This is a genomic window from Mesorhizobium sp. WSM3862 (assembly GCF_002294985.1).
Taxonomy (GTDB): domain Bacteria; phylum Pseudomonadota; class Alphaproteobacteria; order Rhizobiales; family Rhizobiaceae; genus Mesorhizobium.
On record NZ_NSGE01000002.1, the window covers coordinates 492044 to 512331 of the forward strand.

Consider the following 20288-nt stretch of genomic DNA (forward strand, 5'->3'; position numbering starts at 1 on the left):
AATCAGCCGATCCGAAGTCAGCCCGCCGCTTCGGCTCTTGCCGCCGCGGCCATGCGCCAGCGTGTTCCCAGCGAGACGCCCACGAGCAGCAGACAGAAGGCGAGGGCAAGAGGGGAGTAGAAAGCCTCCTCCTGCAATACGGCATTGGCCGAAATGGTGGCGATGCCGACAAAGCCGAACAGGAAATCCGGGTCGCCGGTCTGGATAAGCTGCCGTCGCAATGCCACGGCCAGCGCCGCCAGGAAGCCGAAGAAGACGAGGCTCCCCACGCCCATCTGGTAAAGCATGACACCGACCGCGCTCTCGACCGGCACGGAGGCGGCGCCTTCGGCCTGGGCGGTTTGCCAGTTGAGATTGATGCTGGTGCTCGACAGGTTGCCGCCGAGACCCAAGCCCTGGCCGAGCGGATCGGCCAGGAAATCGCGCATGCCGGCAATCAGACCGAGGACGTGATAGTCGCCATGGGTGGCGCCATAGCCGATCGCCGCCGTCGTCCAGACCACTGCCAGGGCCATCGCGGCCATGAGCGCCAGACCGGCGCGGGAGGGGCTGTAGATCAGCCGCACGGCAATTGCGACGAAAAGCATGAAGGTCGCGCCCTTGGAGCCGATGACGAGCAGCAGCGGTAGAGCCGCGAGAGGCAGCACCCATCGGCCTTTGAAGAGGAGCCAGGCCGAAATGATGCTCAAGGCGTAAGCATAGCTGATCGGATGGAAGTTCGGGCCGCCGATGCGGAAGACGCTTGGCAGGATGTCGTTGAACAGCGGCGTGTTGAAGAAGGTCGTGGTCATCACGTCCTCGATCCCACGGTAAACGAAACCGGTCTCCTGGAGCGCTTTTTCCCACACGCCGGTCTCGACCTGCCGCGAGATGCTGCGCTCGACATATTGGTCACCGTGGAACAGTCCGAGGAAATCCATGGTGAAGGTCAGTTCCGCATAGCCATAGACGATCGCGCCGGCGCCGAGCCACAGCATGCTCTTGCGCAGATCGACGGGATAAAGGCTGGCGGCGAGGACCGCGACGTGGAAGCAGGCGAGCGGCGTGATAGTGTTGCGGAAATAGACGACCGCGTCCTTGGGGCCGCCATGCACGACGCCGAGAGCGAAATAGAAACAAATCGTTCCGCACAGGACCATGCTCAGCAGCAGCCACGGGCGCAACTCGGTCAGCGCGCGGACGCGGTACTGAAATGAGGCGGCCAGGAAAATGCCGAACGCGGTCATCAGGATGATGAAATTGGTGCCGCGCAGCGCGTCGAACGTGTCGTTGTCGGGAATGTAGGGGGTGAACCAGGCGACCACGAGGTTCTGAAAGAGAAAGGCGCAGATGATCAGCACCGGAACGCCCGCCGGCATCGCGTTCGAAACGATCAGCGTCAGCACGAATGTTGCGGCAATCCCGAACGGCGTCCACACGGCAAATGCGGAGACGGCCAGCGCAACGACAAGCAAGGCCGTGCCGACATGGAGCATGGTTTCGGGCGTATTCCTGCCCGGCAAACCCAGTCCGACGGGCGAAGAGACCTGCGTCGTGCTCATCGCTGATCCGCTCCGCTCGTCACTTGTCCCAGCAAGCGTAGATGGCGCCTGTCGTCCATTTCCGGCTTAACCTCCAAGGAGCGCGGCAATCATTGAGCCGTCGAAACCCTCGACGCTCTGCCTGGTCCTGATGAAGCCGAAACCCTGATCGAGCTCCCAATAGGTCCATGCCACATGGTTCGCTTCAGCCGCCTTGCGCACGGCGCGTACCCAGGAGGCGCGGCTTTCGGCATCCACGCAGAAGTTGAGCACACCGAATTCGTTCAGCATGACCGGGCAGCCGTTGGTCGTGGACCAGCGCGCCAGATCGGCAAAATCGGAGCCGATCCGCGCGCCCGTCCAAGGCGCCGACAATTCCTCTTCAACGAGGTTGGCGGCTTCTTCGTCGCCGGCCGACCGCAGTTTCGAGATAAGCCGGCTCACCTGGGCCATTTCCTTGCTTGCGGGAAAGGGCAGGTCCGCGATGCGGGCAAGCGGCGAGGCATCCCAGGTCTCGCACTGGTGGGTGAAGGCCAGGGGGGCGTAATAGTGAACGGCGGCAATCTGGTTGTCGTCGGCGAGCGGCGGCGTGTCGGCGATTTCCCAGATGCCCTGAAACCGTGCCGGTCCCCAGACCAGCGTGTGGCGCGGACATTTCGCCCGCAGCGCCGCGGCGATCCGTTCCCGCAGCGCCAGCCAGGCGCTCCGTTCCATCGGGGGCTCGTTCAGCAGCTCGGGATAGACCCACTCCGCAGGCAGATCGGCAACGACGGCACGCAACGCCATCCAGGCCTGAAGCACTCTTCCTGCGGCCGCCTCGGCATCGTTTCGAAAAGCCGCCACGAGCTCGCCAGAAGGATGCATGTCGAGGAGGACCGAAAAGCCCAGCCCGACAAGATCCCTGATCCCGTTCTGGATGCGGCGAAGCGTTGCCGGGTCGCCGTTGGAGACGAGATCGCCGTTGACCGGCAGCCGGATCGTTTCGAAGCCTGATTGGCGCAGCTTCTCAAGCGTGGCCGTGGCGGGAGCAAGCCCATCGTTTCGGTCGAGCCATCCGGGAAGGTTGAAGCCGTGCGACGGAACGTGGCCGGCCGTCGCGAGCGCAGCGGATTGCGGCAGAGGGGAGGCCGCGAAAACGGCTCCGGCGGCAAAGGCCAGCGCCTGTCGCCTCGACACCTTGGGCGGCGATGTCATCGATGCACCGCCTCCACGGTCTAGCCCCGGGCGGCGGCGCTGCGGCGCTGCTCGCCGGCCGCTCGCGGACTGTCGATCGCCGCGGCTGGCCGCGCGTCAGCCGGCGCGACGACAAGAGTGGCACTGCGACCGATCTGGCCGGCACCGAATTTTTGCGCGAGCAGCCTGGCGGCTTCCGAAGGCTGCTCGGAGGGGCTGAGCGCCAGAAGCGCAAGATCGGCTTTGGCGAAGAGCTCCGGATTCCAGCCGTTCTCATTGAGCGAGGGCGCGATCACGAGCACGAAATCGAACGCGCTCCCGGCTTCGGCCAGAATGCCGCGGAACGAGTTGCGATCGGCAACGCCAGGACTTTTTTCCGCCACTGAGCTGCACACGATCGCCTGCAGACCGGTCGCGCCATCGATGAACAATCCGGCGCCGTCTGTCGTCGCGCTGGACAGACGATCGCCAATTTCCACCATCAGCACGTTCTGATCGGCCCGTTGCATGCCTATGCCCAGCATCGCGCCCGCAATCCTTGCCTCGAAACTGCTGTGGATCGAAGACACGAGGATGACGAACGGTTTGCCGTGGTCGTTCAGGTGCAAGACCATCTGTCGCATGATCTTCAGGACGGCGAGCGACAGCGTTTCGTTTCCGGTCTGGAAGAGCTGTTTCCTGATCGCCTTGATGTTTGAATAGGCGGTCCCACCGGCGACGCCGGGCAGACGGTACTCGCCGAAATTGGCTGGCATCGGCAATGGCCGGGGGCTGACCGGCGCGCTGTCCTTACGGTCCACGACCGGCTGCGGCACGGCCGCCTTCGGCGCCTGCGGGTCCTCTTGCGGCTGCGGGACCGGACCAAGCGCCAGAGCGAGGCCGCATCCGGCGAGGAGCCCCAGAACGGCGCTCACCAAGAGAAGCAGGACCGGCTTCGGCCATGTCGGCTGGACAGGCGGCGAAGCCACGCCGATCTTGCGCGCTTCGGAAGTCTGCACGCCCTGCATCTGCGACGTTTCCTGCGCCCGCTTGAGATAGTCGTCGAGCACGGCGCGCGCCGCCTGGGCTTTCGATTCCAGCTGCCGCAGTTGTACCTGCGCGATGTTCGAATTCGTCGACTGTTGGCGCAAGGCTTCGAGCTTGTCCTGCAGCTTGCCGACATTCTGCACGGCGAGATCATAGCTGGCCTTCAACTGCTGCCTTATGCGATCCGCCTCGGCGGCCATCAGCCGCTTCAACCTATCCAGCTCGGACTGCAGCCGCCCGATGGTGGGGTGGCGCGGCCCGTACATGGTTTGCAGGCTGGCAAGCTCGGTGGCGCGCTGGTTGTAGTCGTCGCGCAATTTGATGGCCGAGGTGGAGGTAAGAATATCCGCAAGCTTGGCGAGCCCGGCCGGCGAACTGCCCGCAGCCAGCGCCTGATTGTAGCGGTCCTTGGCCTGGTCGGCGTCGCCCTGGGCGGCGATCAGCTGCGTCGTCAGCTGATCGAGCTGCGACTGCAGCGTGCCGCCGTCCGTCGAATTGACGATATTGTGTTTCGTCTTGAAGTCCTCGACCGCCCGCTCGGCGTCGCTGACGTCCTGCTGCAGGCCGGAGATCCTGTCCGTGAGCAGCGTATTCACGTCGCTGTTGGCGCTCTCGCGTTCTCCCACCAGGCCTGCCCGGTACTGATCGACGATGGCATTGGCGATGCGCGCGGCCTTTTCCGGCGACGGCGACGTGAAGCTGACATTGATGACGTAGGTCAGCCCTTCGCGCTCGACAGAAACCTTGCTCTGGAAGCGCTTGAAGGCGGCGTCCTGCGGCGCGCTTGCGCCGGCTCCGAACAGACGTGAAGCAAGGCCGCCGCCGGCGAATTCCGGATCGCTGTCGAGCTTCTGGCTTTTGAAGACGGCGCCGAGCAGGTCTGGCGACTGGATGACGAAGACCTGGCTGGCGATAGCGGCGCTGTCGGAGCCGATCCCCGGAAGCACGTTGTTGAAATTGGTCGCGCGCGTGTCGCGGGGGTCGATCAGTATCGAGGCCGTTGCGGTATAGCTTGGTTTGGTCACCGCAAGATAGGAGAGCGCCAGCAGCACTGCCGCGCCGGCGATGGCAAGCACCATCACGCGTCGCGCCCAAAGGATGGCCCACACTGCACCTATGTCGAACAACGGCGTTAGAGTGCGCTCGTCGATACTGGCTGGCTTCATCGATTTTCCTCGTCGAGAGCCGCGACTTCACGACCTCACTCGTCTCCACAGTATTAAGGATTATCGTTAGCCATCCGTTAAGCTTGGCGGCGTGACGATGCGCTCGGCGCTGGCGATGCCGGTAACCATGCGAAGCGTTCGCGCTGGCGCGGTTGCGGCATTTTGCTTATGCAGGATCGGGTTTTGAGCGTCGTCGTAGGTGCGGGTAGCCCATCGCCGATCGTCTCAGGAGGCGAGGTTGAAGGACACTAAAGGGAACCGCGAGGCCGCCCCCGGGGCAGGGGCCAGCCCGGCGACCGACATACGCATGTCGGTCACGGCGCTTGCCAAGAGCGGCGCCGTGGCCGGCATCATCAAGCTTGCCAGCGCGGGCCTGTCCTTCCTGATGTTCGTGGCCGTGGCGATGGTGACGAACGAACGCGAGTTCGGCCTTTACAGCGCTACCTATGCCGGCGCGAGCCTGGTTTCCTTCTTCGCTTCGGTGGGCCAGCAGAGCACCGTGCTCAGGTTCTGGCCTCAATATGCCGGGCTGGGCGATCTCGGCTCGGCTCACGGGCTGATGGCGCGTGCCATTCTCGTGGCGCTGGCCGGGCTTGTCGGCACCAGCCTGCTCATCATCGTGGTGGGATTCCTGCCCTTCGTCGGCAGGGGAACGCCGGAATGGCTGCCGCTATGCGTGGCGGCGGCGGTGCTGTCGTTCTCGCTCGGCTGGTCGGAGTTTACCTCGGGCGCCTTCCGGGCCAAGAACGCGCTGATATCGGGCCTGCTGCCGCGGGACATCATTTGGCGCGCGGCGACAATCGCCGCCGTTGCGGCGCTGCACTTCATGCAAGTGAAGATCGATGCGATCGCGGCGACATATCTGACGGCGCTGCTGCTCATCCTCTCGGTCGTCCCGCAAACAATTGTGCTGTTGCGCGACACGGCGCGGGCAGATCGCGGTGGTCTCACGGAAGGGCAAAAGCAGGAATTCAAGACGGTGACGCTTGGCCTGTGGGGCGTCACCTCGCTGCCGCCCGCGCTCGGCCAGGTCAGCACCCTGCTCGTGGCGATGATCCTCGGGCCAGAGGCGGCAGGCGCGATCTTCGTGGCGGACCGGACCACGCGCTTCGTGACCCTTGCCCTCAACGGCATCAACCAAGCGCTGGCGCCGCAGATATCGGCGGCCTTCTACAGCGGCGACAGGGCTCACGTTCAACGCATCACCAGCCTCGCCGCGCTTGGCGGCTCGGCCATTGCGCTGTGCGTGCTGGCGTCCTTCTGGATATTCGGCGACTTCATCCTGTCCATCTTCAATCCGGCCTATGCGACGCCGACCATGAGGGCGACGCTGGTCATCTTCGGCATCGGGGCGACGTTCGGCACCGCTTGCGGCCCGATCGAAGTCCTGTTGCAGTTGACGGGTCTGCAGCATGCGCTCTTCAAGGTGCTGGTCATCGTCAACGTTGTCGGACTTTGCGTGACGGCCGTGGCAACTTACTACCTCGGGTCCATAGGAGCGGCCCTCAGCATTGCCGGAACCGTCATCGCATGGACGGCTTTCGGGGTATTGATCGCCCGGCGCAGAATCGGCATCAACCCGTCGATCCTCGGCTTGTCCCTGGACAGGATCGGGCTGGTGCCTCATGCCCTCCTGAAAGGGCGCACGTGAAGATCGTCCAAGTGCAGACCCAGGCGGAGGCTGCGGGGGCGCAGCGCATCTCCGACATGGTGGGCGAGGGATTGCGGGTGCGGGGGCACGAGGTGCGCACCGTCTTCATGTACCGCAAGACCGAAGCCTACGACCGCGATCCCAATGTGGATTTCGTCCTGACGGATAGACCGCGCGGATTGCCCGGGCAGATCCGGGCGACCGTCGGCTTGGCGCGATATCTGCGCGCGGCACGCCCCGACGCAGTCATCACTTACCAACACTATGGCAACATCTTCGGCACGCTCGGCGCCCGGCTGGCCGGCGTCAGGCACATCGTCGCAAACCAAAGCGGCGCCCCGCAAAGCATCGGCGTCATGGGGCTGCTCTCCCAGATCGACAAGCTGATGGGCACGGTCGGCCTTTACCAGGCGAATGTCGTCAATTCCGGCTGGACGCAAGCGCAGTTCGATCGCTATCCGCGCTCCTATCGGCGGCGCATGCGTCGCATCGATCACGGCGTACCCGCGTCGGGCGAGGAATTCGACAAGGCAGCGGCGCGCGCCGCCTTCGGCTTACCGCAGGACGTTTGGCTGGCCGTATCATCGGGCCGCCTGACGCGGATGAAGAACCAGATCGCGCTTGTCGGCGCGCTCGATCGACTGCCCGACGTCCATGTCGCGCTGGCAGGCGCGGGGCCGGAGCGCGAGGCGCTCGTCGCCTTTGCCGAAAGCCGCGGCGTTGCCGACCGCCTGCATCTCGTGGGCGAGGTTCCGCCGGCGCGCATCTTCGAATTCCTCGCGGCTGGCGATGCCTATGCGTTTGCCTCGATGACGGAGACCTTCGGCCTCGCCTGCGTCGAAGCCGCCATTTCCGGGCTGCCGGTCGTGGCGAGCAACCTCGACGTCTTGCGCGAGGTGCTGACCGCGGAGGACGGCTCTCCCGCCGCACTGTTCGTCGAGGCCGACGCTGCCGGCATGGCCAGGGGCCTTGGCGATCTGTTTGCGCGGCCGGAAGCCAAGGCCAGGCTTTCAGACGCGGGACGGCGGCTGCGGGACAAGTATTCGCCGGCCAGGATGTGCGCGGGCTACGAGGCGCTACTGCTTGCCTGACCGCTTGCGCACGGCGGCGATCCCGTCGATCACTTCCAGGCGCCCGGCCCGATTGAGTGTGTGGATTTTCGGATAAGGAAAGTCGCCAGCCGCATCGATCGGCCGCGGCGGCGACAGCCGCACCGTCTGCTGGTTGAGTTCCAGCAGCTTCGACAGGCCCAGCCCGCCGCCATAGCCCAGCGTTCCGTCCTGAACCGGAAGAAGCACGCGGCCGTCGCGGTTGCGGACGAAGGCTCCGCCGGGGCGGGCCATGCGGTGGTCGATCAGGATCGGGTTCGCCGGATGCGGCCGCCACGGACCGGCAAGCGCGGGGGCGGAGAAAATCACCAGCGTGTCGGAAGTGCTTCCATGGCCGTCACGATCCGTGGCGAACAGCCAGAGCATGCCTTCATGCTCGAACAAGGTGGCATCGGAAATCTCGCCTTCGACCAGCACGGTCTCGGCAAGCCAGCTGTCCGGGAAGCCCGACGCGCGGTAGAGCGTGAGCTTGCCGCCGGCGCTCGCCTCCGGCAGCATCCAGATCGCGCCGTCGCGCTCGAATACCTGCGGGTAGGAGAGGTGGTGAGCCTCCTCCAGCACGACCCGAGGCTCAACTGGAACGCCATCCGCATCAAACGGAACAACGGAAATGACCGCCTTTCCGGTCGCGTGCGGATAGTCCTCGACGAACACGAAGGGCTGACCCTGCCACCAGAAGGGGAACGGGTCGGCATAGAAATGATCGCCCGGGTCCGGCAGCACCGACCAGCCGGTGCCGAGCTTGCCGGTATCGGCGACGCCCAGGGCATCGGTGAAGCGATAGCCGACACGCCAATGCGCGTGGCGGAAGCGCGCGCGCCGAAGCGCTTCCCGGCCGAGCCGCGGCAGCGCCGAGCCGAAATAGGCGGATGTGAACCCGCCTCGCTCGCCACGACCATGGATTTCAGCAATTGCCTCTCGTGGCAGCCGGTCGGCCGCGAACGCGCGGGTGACCGACTGAACCAGAGTGATGGCGCGGGCGAACACGTCCTCGGTGCCGAGTGCGCTGGATTCCCGCTTGTCGACCATGGGCCGCGCTTGGCCGACCACCGTCTTCCTGTCGAGCACGGCCTCGATCACCGGGAGCCTGCCGGCCGCGACGGCAATTGCAGCCGAGAGATCGGCGCTGGATCCGTCGAAGCGAAGGCCGATGGTGGGAACATTCGACAAGGCCGCATCGCCGGCAAGATCGAGCCTCAGCGCGGCGGGGCGATTGCCGGGCCGTGCCGGGATTGCTTGCACCGCGGAGCCGAGAAGGGGTCCGCGCCGGCGGAAAAGACGTTGCTCGAACTGGAAGGCGGCTTTTGCCGCGGCCGGCCAGGTCGACGGCCCGGGCTGATGCGCCACCGTGACATCGTGGCCGTCCGCCTCCAGCCGCTCTATGGCGAGCTGCTGCCAATGGCGGGGCGCCGATTGCGGAACGATGACCTCGATCGCCAGCATGTCTTGGGCGGCTATGTCCTGCTCGGATTTCCAACAATGAGGAACGAGAGACTGGCCGAAAATACTTACATCGGCGTTACACGCAAAACCGGATTTCTACTTTTCCGGCATGATTTTCGACTTGCGATCCCGAAGCGGTTGTGGTCGTCCGCCCGGCCTGCCACGCAACGCAAGATTAGCGGTTTCGGCATATACCAAGATTCCAACAATCGCGGCGACCGGTCTTGACCTGGAACGTAAGAAGTCGTGGATAGCCGCTGTCCCTGCCGGTTCGGATCACATGTTTGAAGTCACTGCCGAGGATGCGTTCGATTTTCGTTCGACGGAGTACGCCGAGCTCTTCGCCAGCTCGGCGGCAACCGCTTTTCAGCATCCGATTTGGCTCGCGCAACTTTATGAGAGGCTCGTGCGGCAAGGCGCCGCCACGCCACTGATCATCGTCGTCCGCGTGCGTGCGAGCGGAAGGCTCGCGATGGTCCTGCCGCTGGTGAGGCGCCGCTACACGCTGCTGAAGGTCGTGGAATTCGCGGATATGCGGGTTTCGGACTATGTCTCGCCCGTGGCCGACGAGGAGACCTTCTCCCGCATTCTTGCCGACGCCCGCACCGTCGCCGCCATCCGCAAGCATCTGCGGCCATACGATCTCCTGCGCATCGGCAAGTTGGCGGACCGCTCCCTGGCGATGGAGCGCCTGCTTGGCGTCGACAAGCGCGACAGCATGGGCATGAGCGCCTATTCCAGCAAGCTGGAGCCGACATTCGCCGGCTGGCGCGAGCAGCGGCTGGACCGGTCCTATCGCAAGGAGCTGGACAAGAAATCCCGGCAGCTCAACCGCATCGGGGAGGCGCGCTTCGAATGCGTTGACGGCCCGGCCGCGGTCCGCACGACATTCGATGCCCTCAAGCTCTATCGCGGCAAACGCTTCGACGGCAGCAACGGTCCCGCCGACCTTTTGCAGCTGCCTTCCTATTTCGATTTCTACCTGGCCGTGGCCAATGAAGGATGCGGCGGCTTCGCCCGCACCTATGCATTCTGGATGAACGGTCAGCCGATCGCCGGCGCGCTCGGGCTCGAGCACCGCGGCTCGCTTCTGGTCATCCTCGGCGGTTTCGACGAGACCGGCTACCGGAAGCAGTCGATCGGCAGCCTGATGTTCGAGCAGATCGCCCGCGATTGCATCGAGCGCGGCGATCAACACCTCGATTTCACCATCGGCGACGAGCCCTACAAGCGCGTCTTCGGCGGCCGGCCTTCACCGATGTGGCAAATCTACCGCGCAGGGAGTCCGCTCGGCTATGCGGCGCATCTGACGGTGCAGAAATTGCCGGCGGCCAAGGCGCTGGCGCGGCATATCCTGGAGGCCGCGCATGTCAAGAAGGCCAAGCCTTCGGCTGTCATCGTGCCGCCGGGTGCCGATGAGGCCGCCGAGTCGTCCTAGTCGAAACGGGTCGGGTCGGACGCCTTACGCTAGCTTCAGGCGGTCGCGCACACCTATGCCGAAGCGTACTTTGAACGAAATGCGCCGGCTGACCCGCAATCAGGTCACGGCTTCCACTTGCGGCCGCCTGAGACCGCGCAGCCGCGCGGCAAAGCTCGGGCTGAACTTGTCGATCTCGTGCAGGATGCGGCGACGGCTGAAATGAACCTGCCGGCGCGCGCGCCAGCGCAGGTCCGTGTCGATGGTCAGGCTGCGGCGGAAATTCGCCAACTCGAGCCCCCGTTCATCCATCGCCTGCTTCGTGGGATCATCATAGAAGGTGGCGATCTTCGCCGCCGCCATGCCGGGCGAGGCCATCCACTGCGGCACGTGCACCATGCACAGGCGCTCCACATCGGTGAGGAGGCGGCTGACGCCTGTTCCGGCGGCCGGACAGGATGTCTGATAGGCGTCTCCGATCAGGACGACGCCGTCGCGCTTGCAATTTTCGGCGACGGTGATGTCGGTGAGCCAGCTCGAAACGCGGTCGATGACCTCGAAATCGCCAAAGGTCCTGAGGAGTCCCGGAAGCGTTTCGATGAGCGTTTCGCGCGGGCGGTCGCGCAGCGCCTTGACCCACGGGTCGGTATGCTCCCGGAAAACAAAGAGGTTGGCGCGGGTGACGCCGCCGGCCGGGAAGAAGTTCAGGTAATCGATGCCGTCCGAAACGCGTTCGCCGTAATAGGTCAGTGCCGGATGCTTGAACGCGCTTGCTCCCGCCGGCCGGACATTAAAACCGAAAGTCAGCGATTGGCGCTGGTGGACGAACCGGCGCTCGATGCCGACGTCGCGGCGCAGGATGTCGCCCATGCCGGTGGCGAGCACAAGCAGGCGAGCCGTCACATCCGGCTGCCCGATGATCGACACACGCTGCCGCTCCGGCCCGGCCTCCACAGCGCTCACCCTGCCGGCGACGAAGCGAACGGTCTTGGGCAGTTCGGCCCGCATCGCCGCGACGAGGTCGTCGTAAAAGATGCCGTAATGGCGGGCTCGCGTGCGGTCGAGCACTCGCCCCTTGCGCACGTTGACGATCTCGTCGAATGCCGCGGCCGCCGTGGAAAGACTGTCGAGGAGGCCGATCCGGCGCAGCTTGTCGATCTGGTCGCCGGCGATCTTCTCGACACGGAACTCGCGCGGAAAGACGGGATGGCGGTCGATCAATGTGACACGGTAGCCCGACCGGCCGAGGAGAGTCGCGGCAAGTGTCCCGGAGAGCCCGCCGCCGACGACAGCGATCTCCGTGTCGGTTCCCTCCGGCAGCGGACGAAGCGAATGTTCGGCTGTCATTGGGAATACCTCAACAGGGCATAAAGGGCACGCGGATTGGTGGTGAAGTAGCGCCAGAACAGCCGGCGCGGCTCCATCAACATGCGCCACAGCCATTCGAAACCCGCCTTCTGGACCCAGAGGGGGGCGCGCCGGACCTTGCCGGCAATATGGTCGAACAGCCCTCCGGAAGTCTTGATCACACCGACATTCGAGAGCCGCGAGCCAAAATCGCGGACAAAGATCTGCTCGCGCGGCACGCCGAGGCCGAGCCACAAAATGTCCGGTGCAAGCGCGTCGATCTCTTCGAGCTTTTTCTCGAGCGCTTCGCCGGTGAGGTAGCCATGGCTGTGGCCGACGATGCGCAGGCGCGGATAGCTGGCTTTGATGGCGGCCACGGCCTTGGCGTTCCCGGCTTCAGTCGATCCAAGCAGGTAGAAGGTCGCGGCCTCGTTCTCGGCGAGCTTTGCCACATCGTGGAACAGATCGGTGGTGGCCACCCGTTCCGGCAACCGCGTGCGGCACAATAGGCGCGAGGCGAGAACAAGCGGCTGGCCGTCGGCGAAGATCTGATCGGCTTCCCGGAAGAGGGCGGCGATCTCCGATTTCGCGCGAGCCTGGGCGATGACGTCGCCGTTGGCGGAGGTGAAGTAGTAGGGACGGCTGCCATGGCGATGCTGCCGCGCCGCCGCGAGCATCAGGCGGGCGGCGCCCTGCCGGTCGATCACGGTGACAGGCAGCCCGCCAAGCTGCACCGTCGGCAATGCAGGCAGGTCCTGCCGGGAAGGGGCTGCTTCCAGCGCTGCCACGGCGGTCACGCTTGGACGTCCGGTCGAAGTCTGGTGCTGCAACCGGGGAAAACGAGAGGTCTCATGGTTCGCGGACGTCAGATGTTGGCTGGAGTGGAGCGGATCCGATCCGCCGGTCGTAACGCTGTGTTGTTCAAAATCTCTTTTTGAAGTTTCTAAAACTTTTCGCATAGGAGAAGTCGCCCCACTCTCCGGTAGTTCAAACTACCTCCTTCATGGCACCATACGTAAAAAAATCAAAAAGTTAAGCGACATGTTAATAGTTAGTTAATATGGACAATTTGAATCGAAATATAAATCAGTTTAACCTTTTGACCTCGACTTCACTTGCTTTTTGGGTGATTTTGAAGCTGCGTTTTCAACACGAATGCGATGCGATCGCCGCTGGTGCGACCACATTGCAATGCCAACGAGCTCCTGATCTATCCTGGGTGATCGTCGGGGCCACGAAAATCAGTTGGTGAGGCGGGCAGCGACATGCATGGCGCCCGCCAGACGGGCAAAGCGAAATCGTCCGGCGTCAGCTACTCCGGCAAAGGCCAAGACCGATCTTCATGGCTCTATTTCACACCGATGCCGGCGGTCAGGCCGCCGTCTATCTTGTAATCCGCGCCGGTGCAGAAGCTCGCTCTGGAGGAGCACAGAAAGGCGATGAGTTCGGCCACTTCTTCCGGTTCGCCGATGCGGCCAAGCGGATGCGCCGCACCGAAGCGCCTGTACGCTTCCTCGACATCGGCATCGCTGCCGGTTTCGCCACGCGCGGCCTTCTCCAGGATCGGTGTGCGGATCGAGCCTGGGCTGACCGAATTGACCCGGATGCCGGCCGCCGCGTAATCGAGCGCCAGCGAACGCGTCAGCGTGTGGATGGCGCCCTTGGTCGTGGCATAGGCGGCGACGTTCTGCTGGCAGGCGAAACCCTGCACCGAGGCGACATTGACGATGGCGCCGCCACCGCGGCGGATCATTTCGGGGATGCCGAAATGCGCCGTCAGGTAGATCGAGCCGACATTGACCGTCATGGTCTTGTTCCATGTTTCCCAGTCGGTCGTGGTCGCGGTTCCGTAGGGATGGACGGCCGCCGAATTGACGATCACGTCGAGGCCGCAGAACCGTGCGACCCCGGCAGCGACGGCATCGCGGACCTGGTCCGCCACGGAGACGTCGGTGTCGACGACCAGCGCGCCGGCTTCGGAATTTTCGAGCTCCGCTCTCATTGCCGCATTGGCCGAGCGGTCGATGCCGCAGGCGATGATCGCAGCACCCCCTGCGGTGAGGCGCCTGGCGGTTGCCAGACCGATTCCCGTCGTCCCCGTCACCAGGGCGACCTTGCCAACAAAATCCTTCATTGCGGGAACTCCTTCAGTCACGTGTCCGACGCCGGCTCTTCCGGCAGGAATCGCAGGGCGAAATCGAGATGGCGGCTCATCAGGTAGGCGTAGGCCACCCTGTCGCGCGCGCGGAGGGCGGCGACGATCTCGCCATGCGCGGCGCGGGTGTCGGCCAGGACCGGGCGCATCTCCTTGCCGATGGTCATGATCCGCAGGATCACCGGGGAAAGGAAGGAATACATGTCCGACAGCATGCGGTTGTTCGCCAGCCCGATCAACGCCATGTGGAAGTCGAAATCACTCTCGGCGGCCTCCTGGATCGAGCGGCTCTCGACGATCCGCGCGTTGACCGCGTCGAGCGCTTCGATCTGCTCGTTGGTGGCGTTGAGCACGATGTGGTCACCGATGCCGACTTCGATGATGCGCCTGAAGCCCTGAATGTCGGCGAAGGAGGAGCGCGAGACATCCATATGCGCGGCAAAGAAATTCTGGATGGCGATGCTATGCCCGTCGGCGAGCACCGCGCCGACGCGGGGTTTCGGTTCGATCAGCCCGTAGGTCCGGATGGCGCGCAAAGCCTCGCGCACGGTGTTGCGACTGGCGCCGGTGATCTCGCTGAGCTCGCGCTCTGTCGGCAGCACGTCGCCGACATTCAGCTGCCGCGAGCGGATGAGATCGAGGATCCGCCCGGCCGCGGCATCGACCGCCGAGCTGCCACCGGGGTGGCGGCGGGCGACGCTGTCGCGCACGGCCTGAGAATTTTCCAATGACGACCTCCCAAATTGTTGGACCAGAATATCGAAAGATTACGGGAAAACAATCGAGTTGGATGCCGTCTCGATCGGTTTAGCACGCTACTTGTCGTCCGTCAGGCGTCCGAGAAAGCCGAAATTGTCGATTGACTCTCATCGTGGTCCAACAATAACTTGCCGCTCCCTCTCAAAGGAAGGCAGAAAATGGAGCAGTGCTGGCGTTGGTATGGCCCGGACGATCCGGTGACGCTGGATCACGTCAAGCAGGCCGGGGCGACGGGCGTCGTCTCGGCGCTGCACGACATCTATGACGGGCGCGCCTGGCCGCTGGAAAACATCCTGGAGCGCAAGCGGATCATCGAGGCGGCGGGGCTGACCTGGTCGGTCGTCGAGAGCATCCCCGTCCACAACTCGATCAAGATCGGCTCGCCGGAACGGCTGCGCTATGTCGGCTTTTACAAGGATACCATCCGAGTGCTGGCGAAGGCCGGCATCGCGACGATCTGCTACAATTTCATGCCGGTGGTCGACTGGACCCGCACCGATCTGGCGTATCGCCTTCCGACGACGGGTTATGCATTGCGTTTCGACGCGATCGATTTCGCGGCCTACGACCTGTTCGTGCTGAAGCGCCGGAATGCCGAGGCCGGCTACATCGCCGCCCGCATCGCCGAAGCGGAAGCGCGATTGAAAGAGCTCAGCGACGAGAAAATCGACCGGATCGAGCGTAACCTTATCGCCGGACTGCCCGCCACCGAGCGCAGCTACAACCGGGACACTTTTCGCGAGGCCTTGGCTGAGTACGATTCAATTGGGCCAAGGGAATTGCGCGACAATCTCGCCTGGTTCCTGCGCGAGATTATTCCGGTCGCCGAACAGGAAGGGGTGCGCATGTGCATCCATCCCGACGATCCGCCCTTCTCGCTCTACGGCCTGCCGCGCATCGTTTCGACAGCTGACGATGCGCGATTCATCCTCAATGCCGTGGACAGCCCGGCAAACGGGCTGACATTCTGCACAGGCTCCTACGGCACGCGCGCCGACAACGACATCGTCGCCATGGTCAAGGAGTTCGCGGGCCGCATCCATTTCGTCCATCTGCGCAACGTCACCATCGAGGATGACGGCTCCTTCTATGAGGCCGAGCATCTCGAGGGCGGCACCGACATGGCGCATGTCATCCTCGCCCTGATGCAGGAGGAAGCGCGCCGTCGGAAGGAAGGCCGCGCCGACTGGCGCATTCCGATGCGGCCCGATCACGGACATCTGCTCGCCGACGACATCGGCAAGACCAGGATCAATCCCGGTTATTCGCTGATCGGCAGGCTGAAGGGCCTCGCCGAACTGCGCGGCATCATGCGGGCCGTCGAACGGTTCGGGCTGGCATAGGAATCGAAGCCTTCCACCGACGCTACCGGCGAGCGAAATCCGCTGCATGATGACCGCGTGCCGACCGACCAATCGGTGTTCGGCAAGCTGATCCTCCACGGCCGCGTCAGTTCTGGTACTCTCAATACCTGGTCGCGGAGGATTTGCCTGGGGCCGGGACGGTCTTTCTTGAAATCGCATGGAAGTTCGTCAAGGTGGTCGGCGTTGACGAGGCGATCACCGGACGCGTGGAGGTCAAGAAGTTGCGCCCCGACAAGCCGATCTGCAAGATCGAGACCAGCCTACGCAACGGCCAGGGGAGCTTTGTCCCACCGGCGCGGCGACCGTGTTGACCGTCCCGCTGCAAGGCGCATGAGCGCGGTGAGCGGCAGCCCGCTTGGCATGGCCGCCGACAGCGGCCGCTGGCGCCTGCTGTCGCTGCTTTGCCTGGCGGTCGTTCTGTCGCTGACCACCTGGTTTTCGGCGACCGCCATCCTGCCCGAACTGAGGCAGGAGCTTGCGCTCGGCGCCGGCGGGGAGGCCTGGCTGACCAACGGTGTTCAGGTCGGCTTCGTGATCGGTGCGCTGGGTGCGAGCCTTGTCAACCTTCCCGATTTGGTGCGGCTCAGCCGGCTGATGGCGGCCGCCGCTTTTGTCGCCGCGCTCGCCAATGCGAGCCTGCTGCTTCATCCCGGGCCAGGCGGCGTGATCGCCGCGCGTATTGTCACCGGCGCAGCGCTTGCCGGCGTCTATCCGCCGGCGCTGAAGCTGGTCGCCACCTGGTTCACGCGCGACCGGGGGCTGGCGCTCGGCGCAGTCATCGGCGCGCTCACCATCGGCTCGGCGCTGCCGCATCTCTTTCGCGCTGTCCTGACCGCGCTCGACTGGCGGTCGGTGGTCGCGGCCGCCAGTGTAGCAACGACCATCGGCGCGCTGCTGTTTCTCTTGTTCGCAAGGGAGGGGCCCTATCCTTTCGGCAAGGCGGTGTTCGAGCCATCGCGCATCGGGCAGGTGTTTCGCGAGCGGCCGCTGCTCCTGGCCAATCTCGGCTATCTCGGCCATATGTGGGAACTCTACGCCATGTGGGCGTGGCTGCTTGCCTATACGCGCTCGGCATTCGAGGCGCAGGCGATCGGATCGGCCGCTTCCGCCTCGCTTTCGACCTTCTTCGTCGTCGCCTCCGGCATCATTGGCTGCCTGTTGGGCGGCTATCTGTCGGACCGCATCGGCAGAACCGCGACCACCGCCGGCATGATGATCGTCTCGGGAAGCTGTGCGCTGCTGATGGGCTTCCTGTTTGCCGGGCCGCTTTGGCTCTTCATGCTGGTCGCCGTCGTCTGGGGTATTTCGGTGATCGGCGATTCGGCGCAATTCTCCGCCGCAGTGACCGAGCTCGGCGATCGCCGCTTCGTCGGCACGGCGCTGTCGGTGCAGCTTGGCGCCGGCTTTGCGCTGACGGTGCTCGCCATCTGGCTGACGCCGCGCTTCGCCGACTTCATCGGCGGCTGGCGCTGGGCCTTCCTGCTGCTGGTGCCGGGCCCGCTTCTCGGGGCGGCCGCTATGCTGTGGTTGCGAAACTTGCCGGAGAGCGTGAAAATGGCCGGCGGCCTCCGCTAGCGCTCTTGCTCCTCGACTGTCTAGCGCTGGAGCCGATTGAGAACCTCGTCGCTACGCAAATCGCCAGCGCTGGGCCCGCGCTGCTCCGTTGGGCGTAAGGTTGGCGATTGCACATTTGCCGGGAACAATGCAGCCTAGCTTCGAGGCTCGAAAGCTGCCTCCCGGAGCGGGGCCATGCAGGCAGGATACGCGGCACAGTTACTGGTGCAGATGTCATGACACGCGCCCAGTTGGCCGGCGTCATCCTGGGTCTGTCGCTGGTCGCAGCGCTTACCATTGTCCGGGCGAGCGACCCGCAGCCGTTGAGACTCGCCCGCGAAGCGACGTTCGACCAGTATCAGAGGCTGGCACCTCGCCGCTTCGAGTCGATGCCCGTCCGCGTGGTGGACATCGACGAGGTCTCATTGCAGCAGTTCGGGCAGTGGCCGTGGCCCAGGGATCGCATGGCGGCCCTGGTCGAAAAGCTGACGGAGCTTGGTGCGTCAGCCATCGCGTTTGACATTCTTTTCGCCGAGCCCGACCGTCTGTCGCCTCGCACTGTCCTCCGCGACGTGCCGGGCATCGATCCGGCCCTGCTCGACCGCCTGCCCGACAATGACGAGATCTTCGCCGGGTCGATCGCCGGCAAGCCAGTTATCCTGGGCTACGGCATCTCCAACGAAGGGAACTATCGGCCGCAAATCAAGGCTGGCATTGCCTTTATGGGCGAGAGCCCGATCGCTGCTCCTCCGCCTATCAAGGCAGCCACGCCGCTGCGGCCGCAGCTTGAGGCCAATTCACCCGGCATCGGACACATCAGCCTCAATCCCGGCAGATCGACCGCTGTGGTGAGGACAGCCCCACTCTTTCTGACTGATGGCGAGCAGCTTTATCCGGATCTTGCCCTCGAAGCCATAAGAGTAGCGCAGAGGGCCTCCACCTACCTCATTACCGGCGCGCCGGATCGGCAGGGCATAATGACCTCCGTCAAGATCGGCGACTTCGTTGTCCCGGTGACCTCGGCCGGCGAACTCTGGCTCTACGTTAGCCCCGACAGGGCCGAGCGTTATGTTTCGGCGAAGGACGTGCTTGCACCCGGCGGCGTCTCGTCCGAAACGAGGGCCGCGATCGAAGGCAGCATCGTGTTTGTCGGCACTTCGGCCGCCGGGCTGCAGGACATTCGTGTCACCGCGCTCGGTGAGAACGTGCCGGGCGTCTCGATCCACGCGCAGATCGTTGAACAGGTGCTGTCCGGCCACTACCTGTCTCGGCCCGATTGGGCAAACGGGCTGGAAATCGCGTCGATCGCGATGCTCGGCAGCCTTCTGGTGATCCTGACGATTTTCGTAAGCCCCGCGATTGCGCTCGCCTGCGGGCTTGCTATCACGGGCCTGGCGCTCGTCGCATCATGGCTTGCCTTTTCGCTTGGGGGACTGCTGTTCGACCCGTTTGCGCCGATCCTCATGGGCACGATCACGCATTTCGCGACAACCTCTTTCCGCTTCCTGGTGACTGATCGGGAGCGGCGCGCGATCCGGCGGGCCTTCGGACAGTATTTGTCGCCATCGCTTCTCTACCGCATCGAGCACACGCGCGACGCGCTTCGTCTTGGCGGCGACGACCGAGAACTGACCGTGATGTTTGTCGATGTGCGAAACTTCACGGAGATCAGCGAAAGACTGCCGCCCACCGCCGTCGTGCGGTTTTTGAACACGCTTCTCGACGCGCTCAGCCGTCATGTCACCGCCAATGAAGGCACGCTCGACAAGTTCATCGGCGATTCGATCATGGCCTTTTGGAATGCCCCGGTCGACGTCACCGATCATCCTCGCAAAGCCGCTCGCGCGGCATTGGCGATGCGCGAGACGATTGCCCGCCTCAACGAAAGCGATGCATTCGGATTTGGGGCCGGGCAGACGGTTCGCATCGGTATCGGAATTCATACCGGCGTCGCCTGTGTCGGCAATATGGGCGCGGAGTCGCGTTTCAACTATTCGGCCGTTGGCGACGCGGTGAACATCGCAGCGCGTATCGAGACAACGTGCAAGACGGTGAGTTTCGATATTCTCGCGTCCGACGACACAGTAAGATCGCTGCAAGGCTGGGCTTTGCTCGACGCGGGATCGCTGGAACTCAAGGGAAAGAGCACGAGGACCAGAATCAATGCCGTCGTAGGCGATGAAAACGTTGGGTCGTCGCCGGATTTTGGGGAATTGCGGCTTCTCCACGGCAAGCTCGTCGAGGCGTTGCAATCGCGCTTGCCAGGCAGCCGAAAGATGATCGCGGCGGCCAAAGCCAAAAGCGCGAGGCTACCGGCAGGATTGCAGGAATTCTATGGCCGGATCTCGCGCAGAGCGGACGATTTTGCTGGCAAACGGGCGGGAGCGGCGATGGAAACGAATGCCGGCTATGCGGAGCAACAATTCGGCTCCGGTTCCTGACCTTCATTCATGCAGGGCGGTCGACCGCTCGACTCGCCGCTGTTCAAGGGCAATAATTTCGTCCACCCCGACGTAGGGGCGAGTTGGCCCAGACCGGTTGGCGAAGTCGGATACGGACGCGCCGAGAAAAAGAGCGGCTATCCGCTGCTCTTGCCGCTGCCGG

General features: G+C 64.1%; 14 protein-coding genes. 6 read left to right on the forward strand and 8 right to left on the reverse strand.

The features are described 5' to 3' along the window. Window positions 1-17 precede the first annotated feature (17 nt). The 3 genes from CK224_RS06675 to CK224_RS06685 all read right to left on the reverse strand — a co-directional run bounded on the left by CK224_RS06675 (window position 18) and on the right by CK224_RS06685 (window position 4885). Window positions 18-1541, reverse strand: a complete 1524-nt coding sequence (locus CK224_RS06675) for a hypothetical protein (RefSeq protein WP_095781198.1) — start codon at window positions 1539-1541, stop codon at window positions 18-20. 66 nt (window positions 1542-1607) lie between these two features. Further along, on the reverse strand, window positions 1608-2714 hold the full coding sequence (locus CK224_RS06680; RefSeq protein ID WP_095781199.1) for a cellulase family glycosylhydrolase: 1107 nt from the start codon (window positions 2712-2714) through the stop codon (window positions 1608-1610). A 20-nt stretch (window positions 2715-2734) separates the two neighbouring features. Continuing rightward, a complete protein-coding gene (locus CK224_RS06685; protein ID WP_095781200.1) occupies window positions 2735-4885 on the reverse strand; it encodes a GumC family protein in 2151 nt (716 codons plus the stop codon). 238 nt (window positions 4886-5123) lie between these two features. Between CK224_RS06685 and CK224_RS06690 the strand changes: the two genes are divergently transcribed. Both CK224_RS06690 and CK224_RS06695 read left to right on the forward strand, forming a co-directional pair. Continuing rightward, entirely contained in the window at window positions 5124-6536 is a 1413-nt protein-coding gene (locus CK224_RS06690; protein ID WP_245418647.1) for a lipopolysaccharide biosynthesis protein, read from the forward strand. Continuing rightward, a complete protein-coding gene (locus tag CK224_RS06695; RefSeq protein WP_095781201.1) occupies window positions 6533-7627 on the forward strand; it encodes a glycosyltransferase family 4 protein in 1095 nt (364 codons plus the stop codon). The genes CK224_RS06690 and CK224_RS06695 overlap by 4 nt, the downstream gene beginning before the upstream one ends. Here the strand turns inward: CK224_RS06695 and CK224_RS06700 are convergent. Further along, window positions 7613-9088, reverse strand: a complete 1476-nt coding sequence (locus tag CK224_RS06700) for a hypothetical protein (RefSeq protein ID WP_095781202.1) — start codon at window positions 9086-9088, stop codon at window positions 7613-7615. The two genes, CK224_RS06695 and CK224_RS06700, sit on opposite strands and share 15 nt — an antisense overlap. A 280-nt stretch (window positions 9089-9368) precedes the next feature. Here CK224_RS06700 and CK224_RS06705 point away from each other — a divergent pair, with 280 nt between their 5' ends. Next, a complete protein-coding gene (locus CK224_RS06705; protein ID WP_095781203.1) occupies window positions 9369-10526 on the forward strand; it encodes a GNAT family N-acetyltransferase in 1158 nt (385 codons plus the stop codon). 99 nt (window positions 10527-10625) lie between these two features. On the opposite strand, the gene CK224_RS06710 is transcribed toward CK224_RS06705, so the two are convergent. From CK224_RS06710 to CK224_RS06725, 4 genes are all read right to left on the reverse strand, one after another. Then, complete coding sequence (locus CK224_RS06710) at window positions 10626-11852, reverse strand: NAD(P)/FAD-dependent oxidoreductase (protein ID WP_095781204.1); 1227 nt, start codon at window positions 11850-11852, stop codon at window positions 10626-10628. Then, complete coding sequence (locus tag CK224_RS06715; protein ID WP_245425805.1) at window positions 11849-12529, reverse strand: WecB/TagA/CpsF family glycosyltransferase; 681 nt, start codon at window positions 12527-12529, stop codon at window positions 11849-11851. Before CK224_RS06715 ends, CK224_RS06710 begins: the two co-directional genes overlap by 4 nt. 671 nt (window positions 12530-13200) lie before the next feature. Then, window positions 13201-13986 carry an SDR family oxidoreductase gene (locus CK224_RS06720; protein WP_095781205.1) on the reverse strand — a complete coding sequence of 262 codons (786 nt, stop codon included), beginning with the start codon at window positions 13984-13986 and terminating at the stop codon, window positions 13201-13203. Window positions 13987-14003: 17 nt separating this feature from the next. Next, on the reverse strand, window positions 14004-14735 hold the full coding sequence (locus CK224_RS06725) for a FadR/GntR family transcriptional regulator (RefSeq protein WP_245425760.1): 732 nt from the start codon (window positions 14733-14735) through the stop codon (window positions 14004-14006). 189 nt (window positions 14736-14924) lie between these two features. On the opposite strand from CK224_RS06725, the gene uxuA reads away from it, so the two are divergent. The 3 genes from uxuA (at window position 14925) to CK224_RS06745 (ending at window position 20125) form a co-directional block, all read left to right on the forward strand. After that, window positions 14925-16109 carry a mannonate dehydratase gene (gene uxuA, locus CK224_RS06730; protein ID WP_095781207.1) on the forward strand — a complete coding sequence of 395 codons (1185 nt, stop codon included), beginning with the start codon at window positions 14925-14927 and terminating at the stop codon, window positions 16107-16109. Between the two features lie 351 nt (window positions 16110-16460). Next, window positions 16461-17705: an MFS transporter gene (locus CK224_RS06740; protein WP_095781208.1), complete on the forward strand. Its 1245-nt coding sequence runs from the start codon at window positions 16461-16463 to the stop codon at window positions 17703-17705. 215 nt (window positions 17706-17920) lie between these two features. Further along, window positions 17921-20125, forward strand: a complete 2205-nt coding sequence (locus tag CK224_RS06745; protein ID WP_095781209.1) for an adenylate/guanylate cyclase domain-containing protein — start codon at window positions 17921-17923, stop codon at window positions 20123-20125. The last annotated feature ends 163 nt before the right edge of the window (window positions 20126-20288 follow it).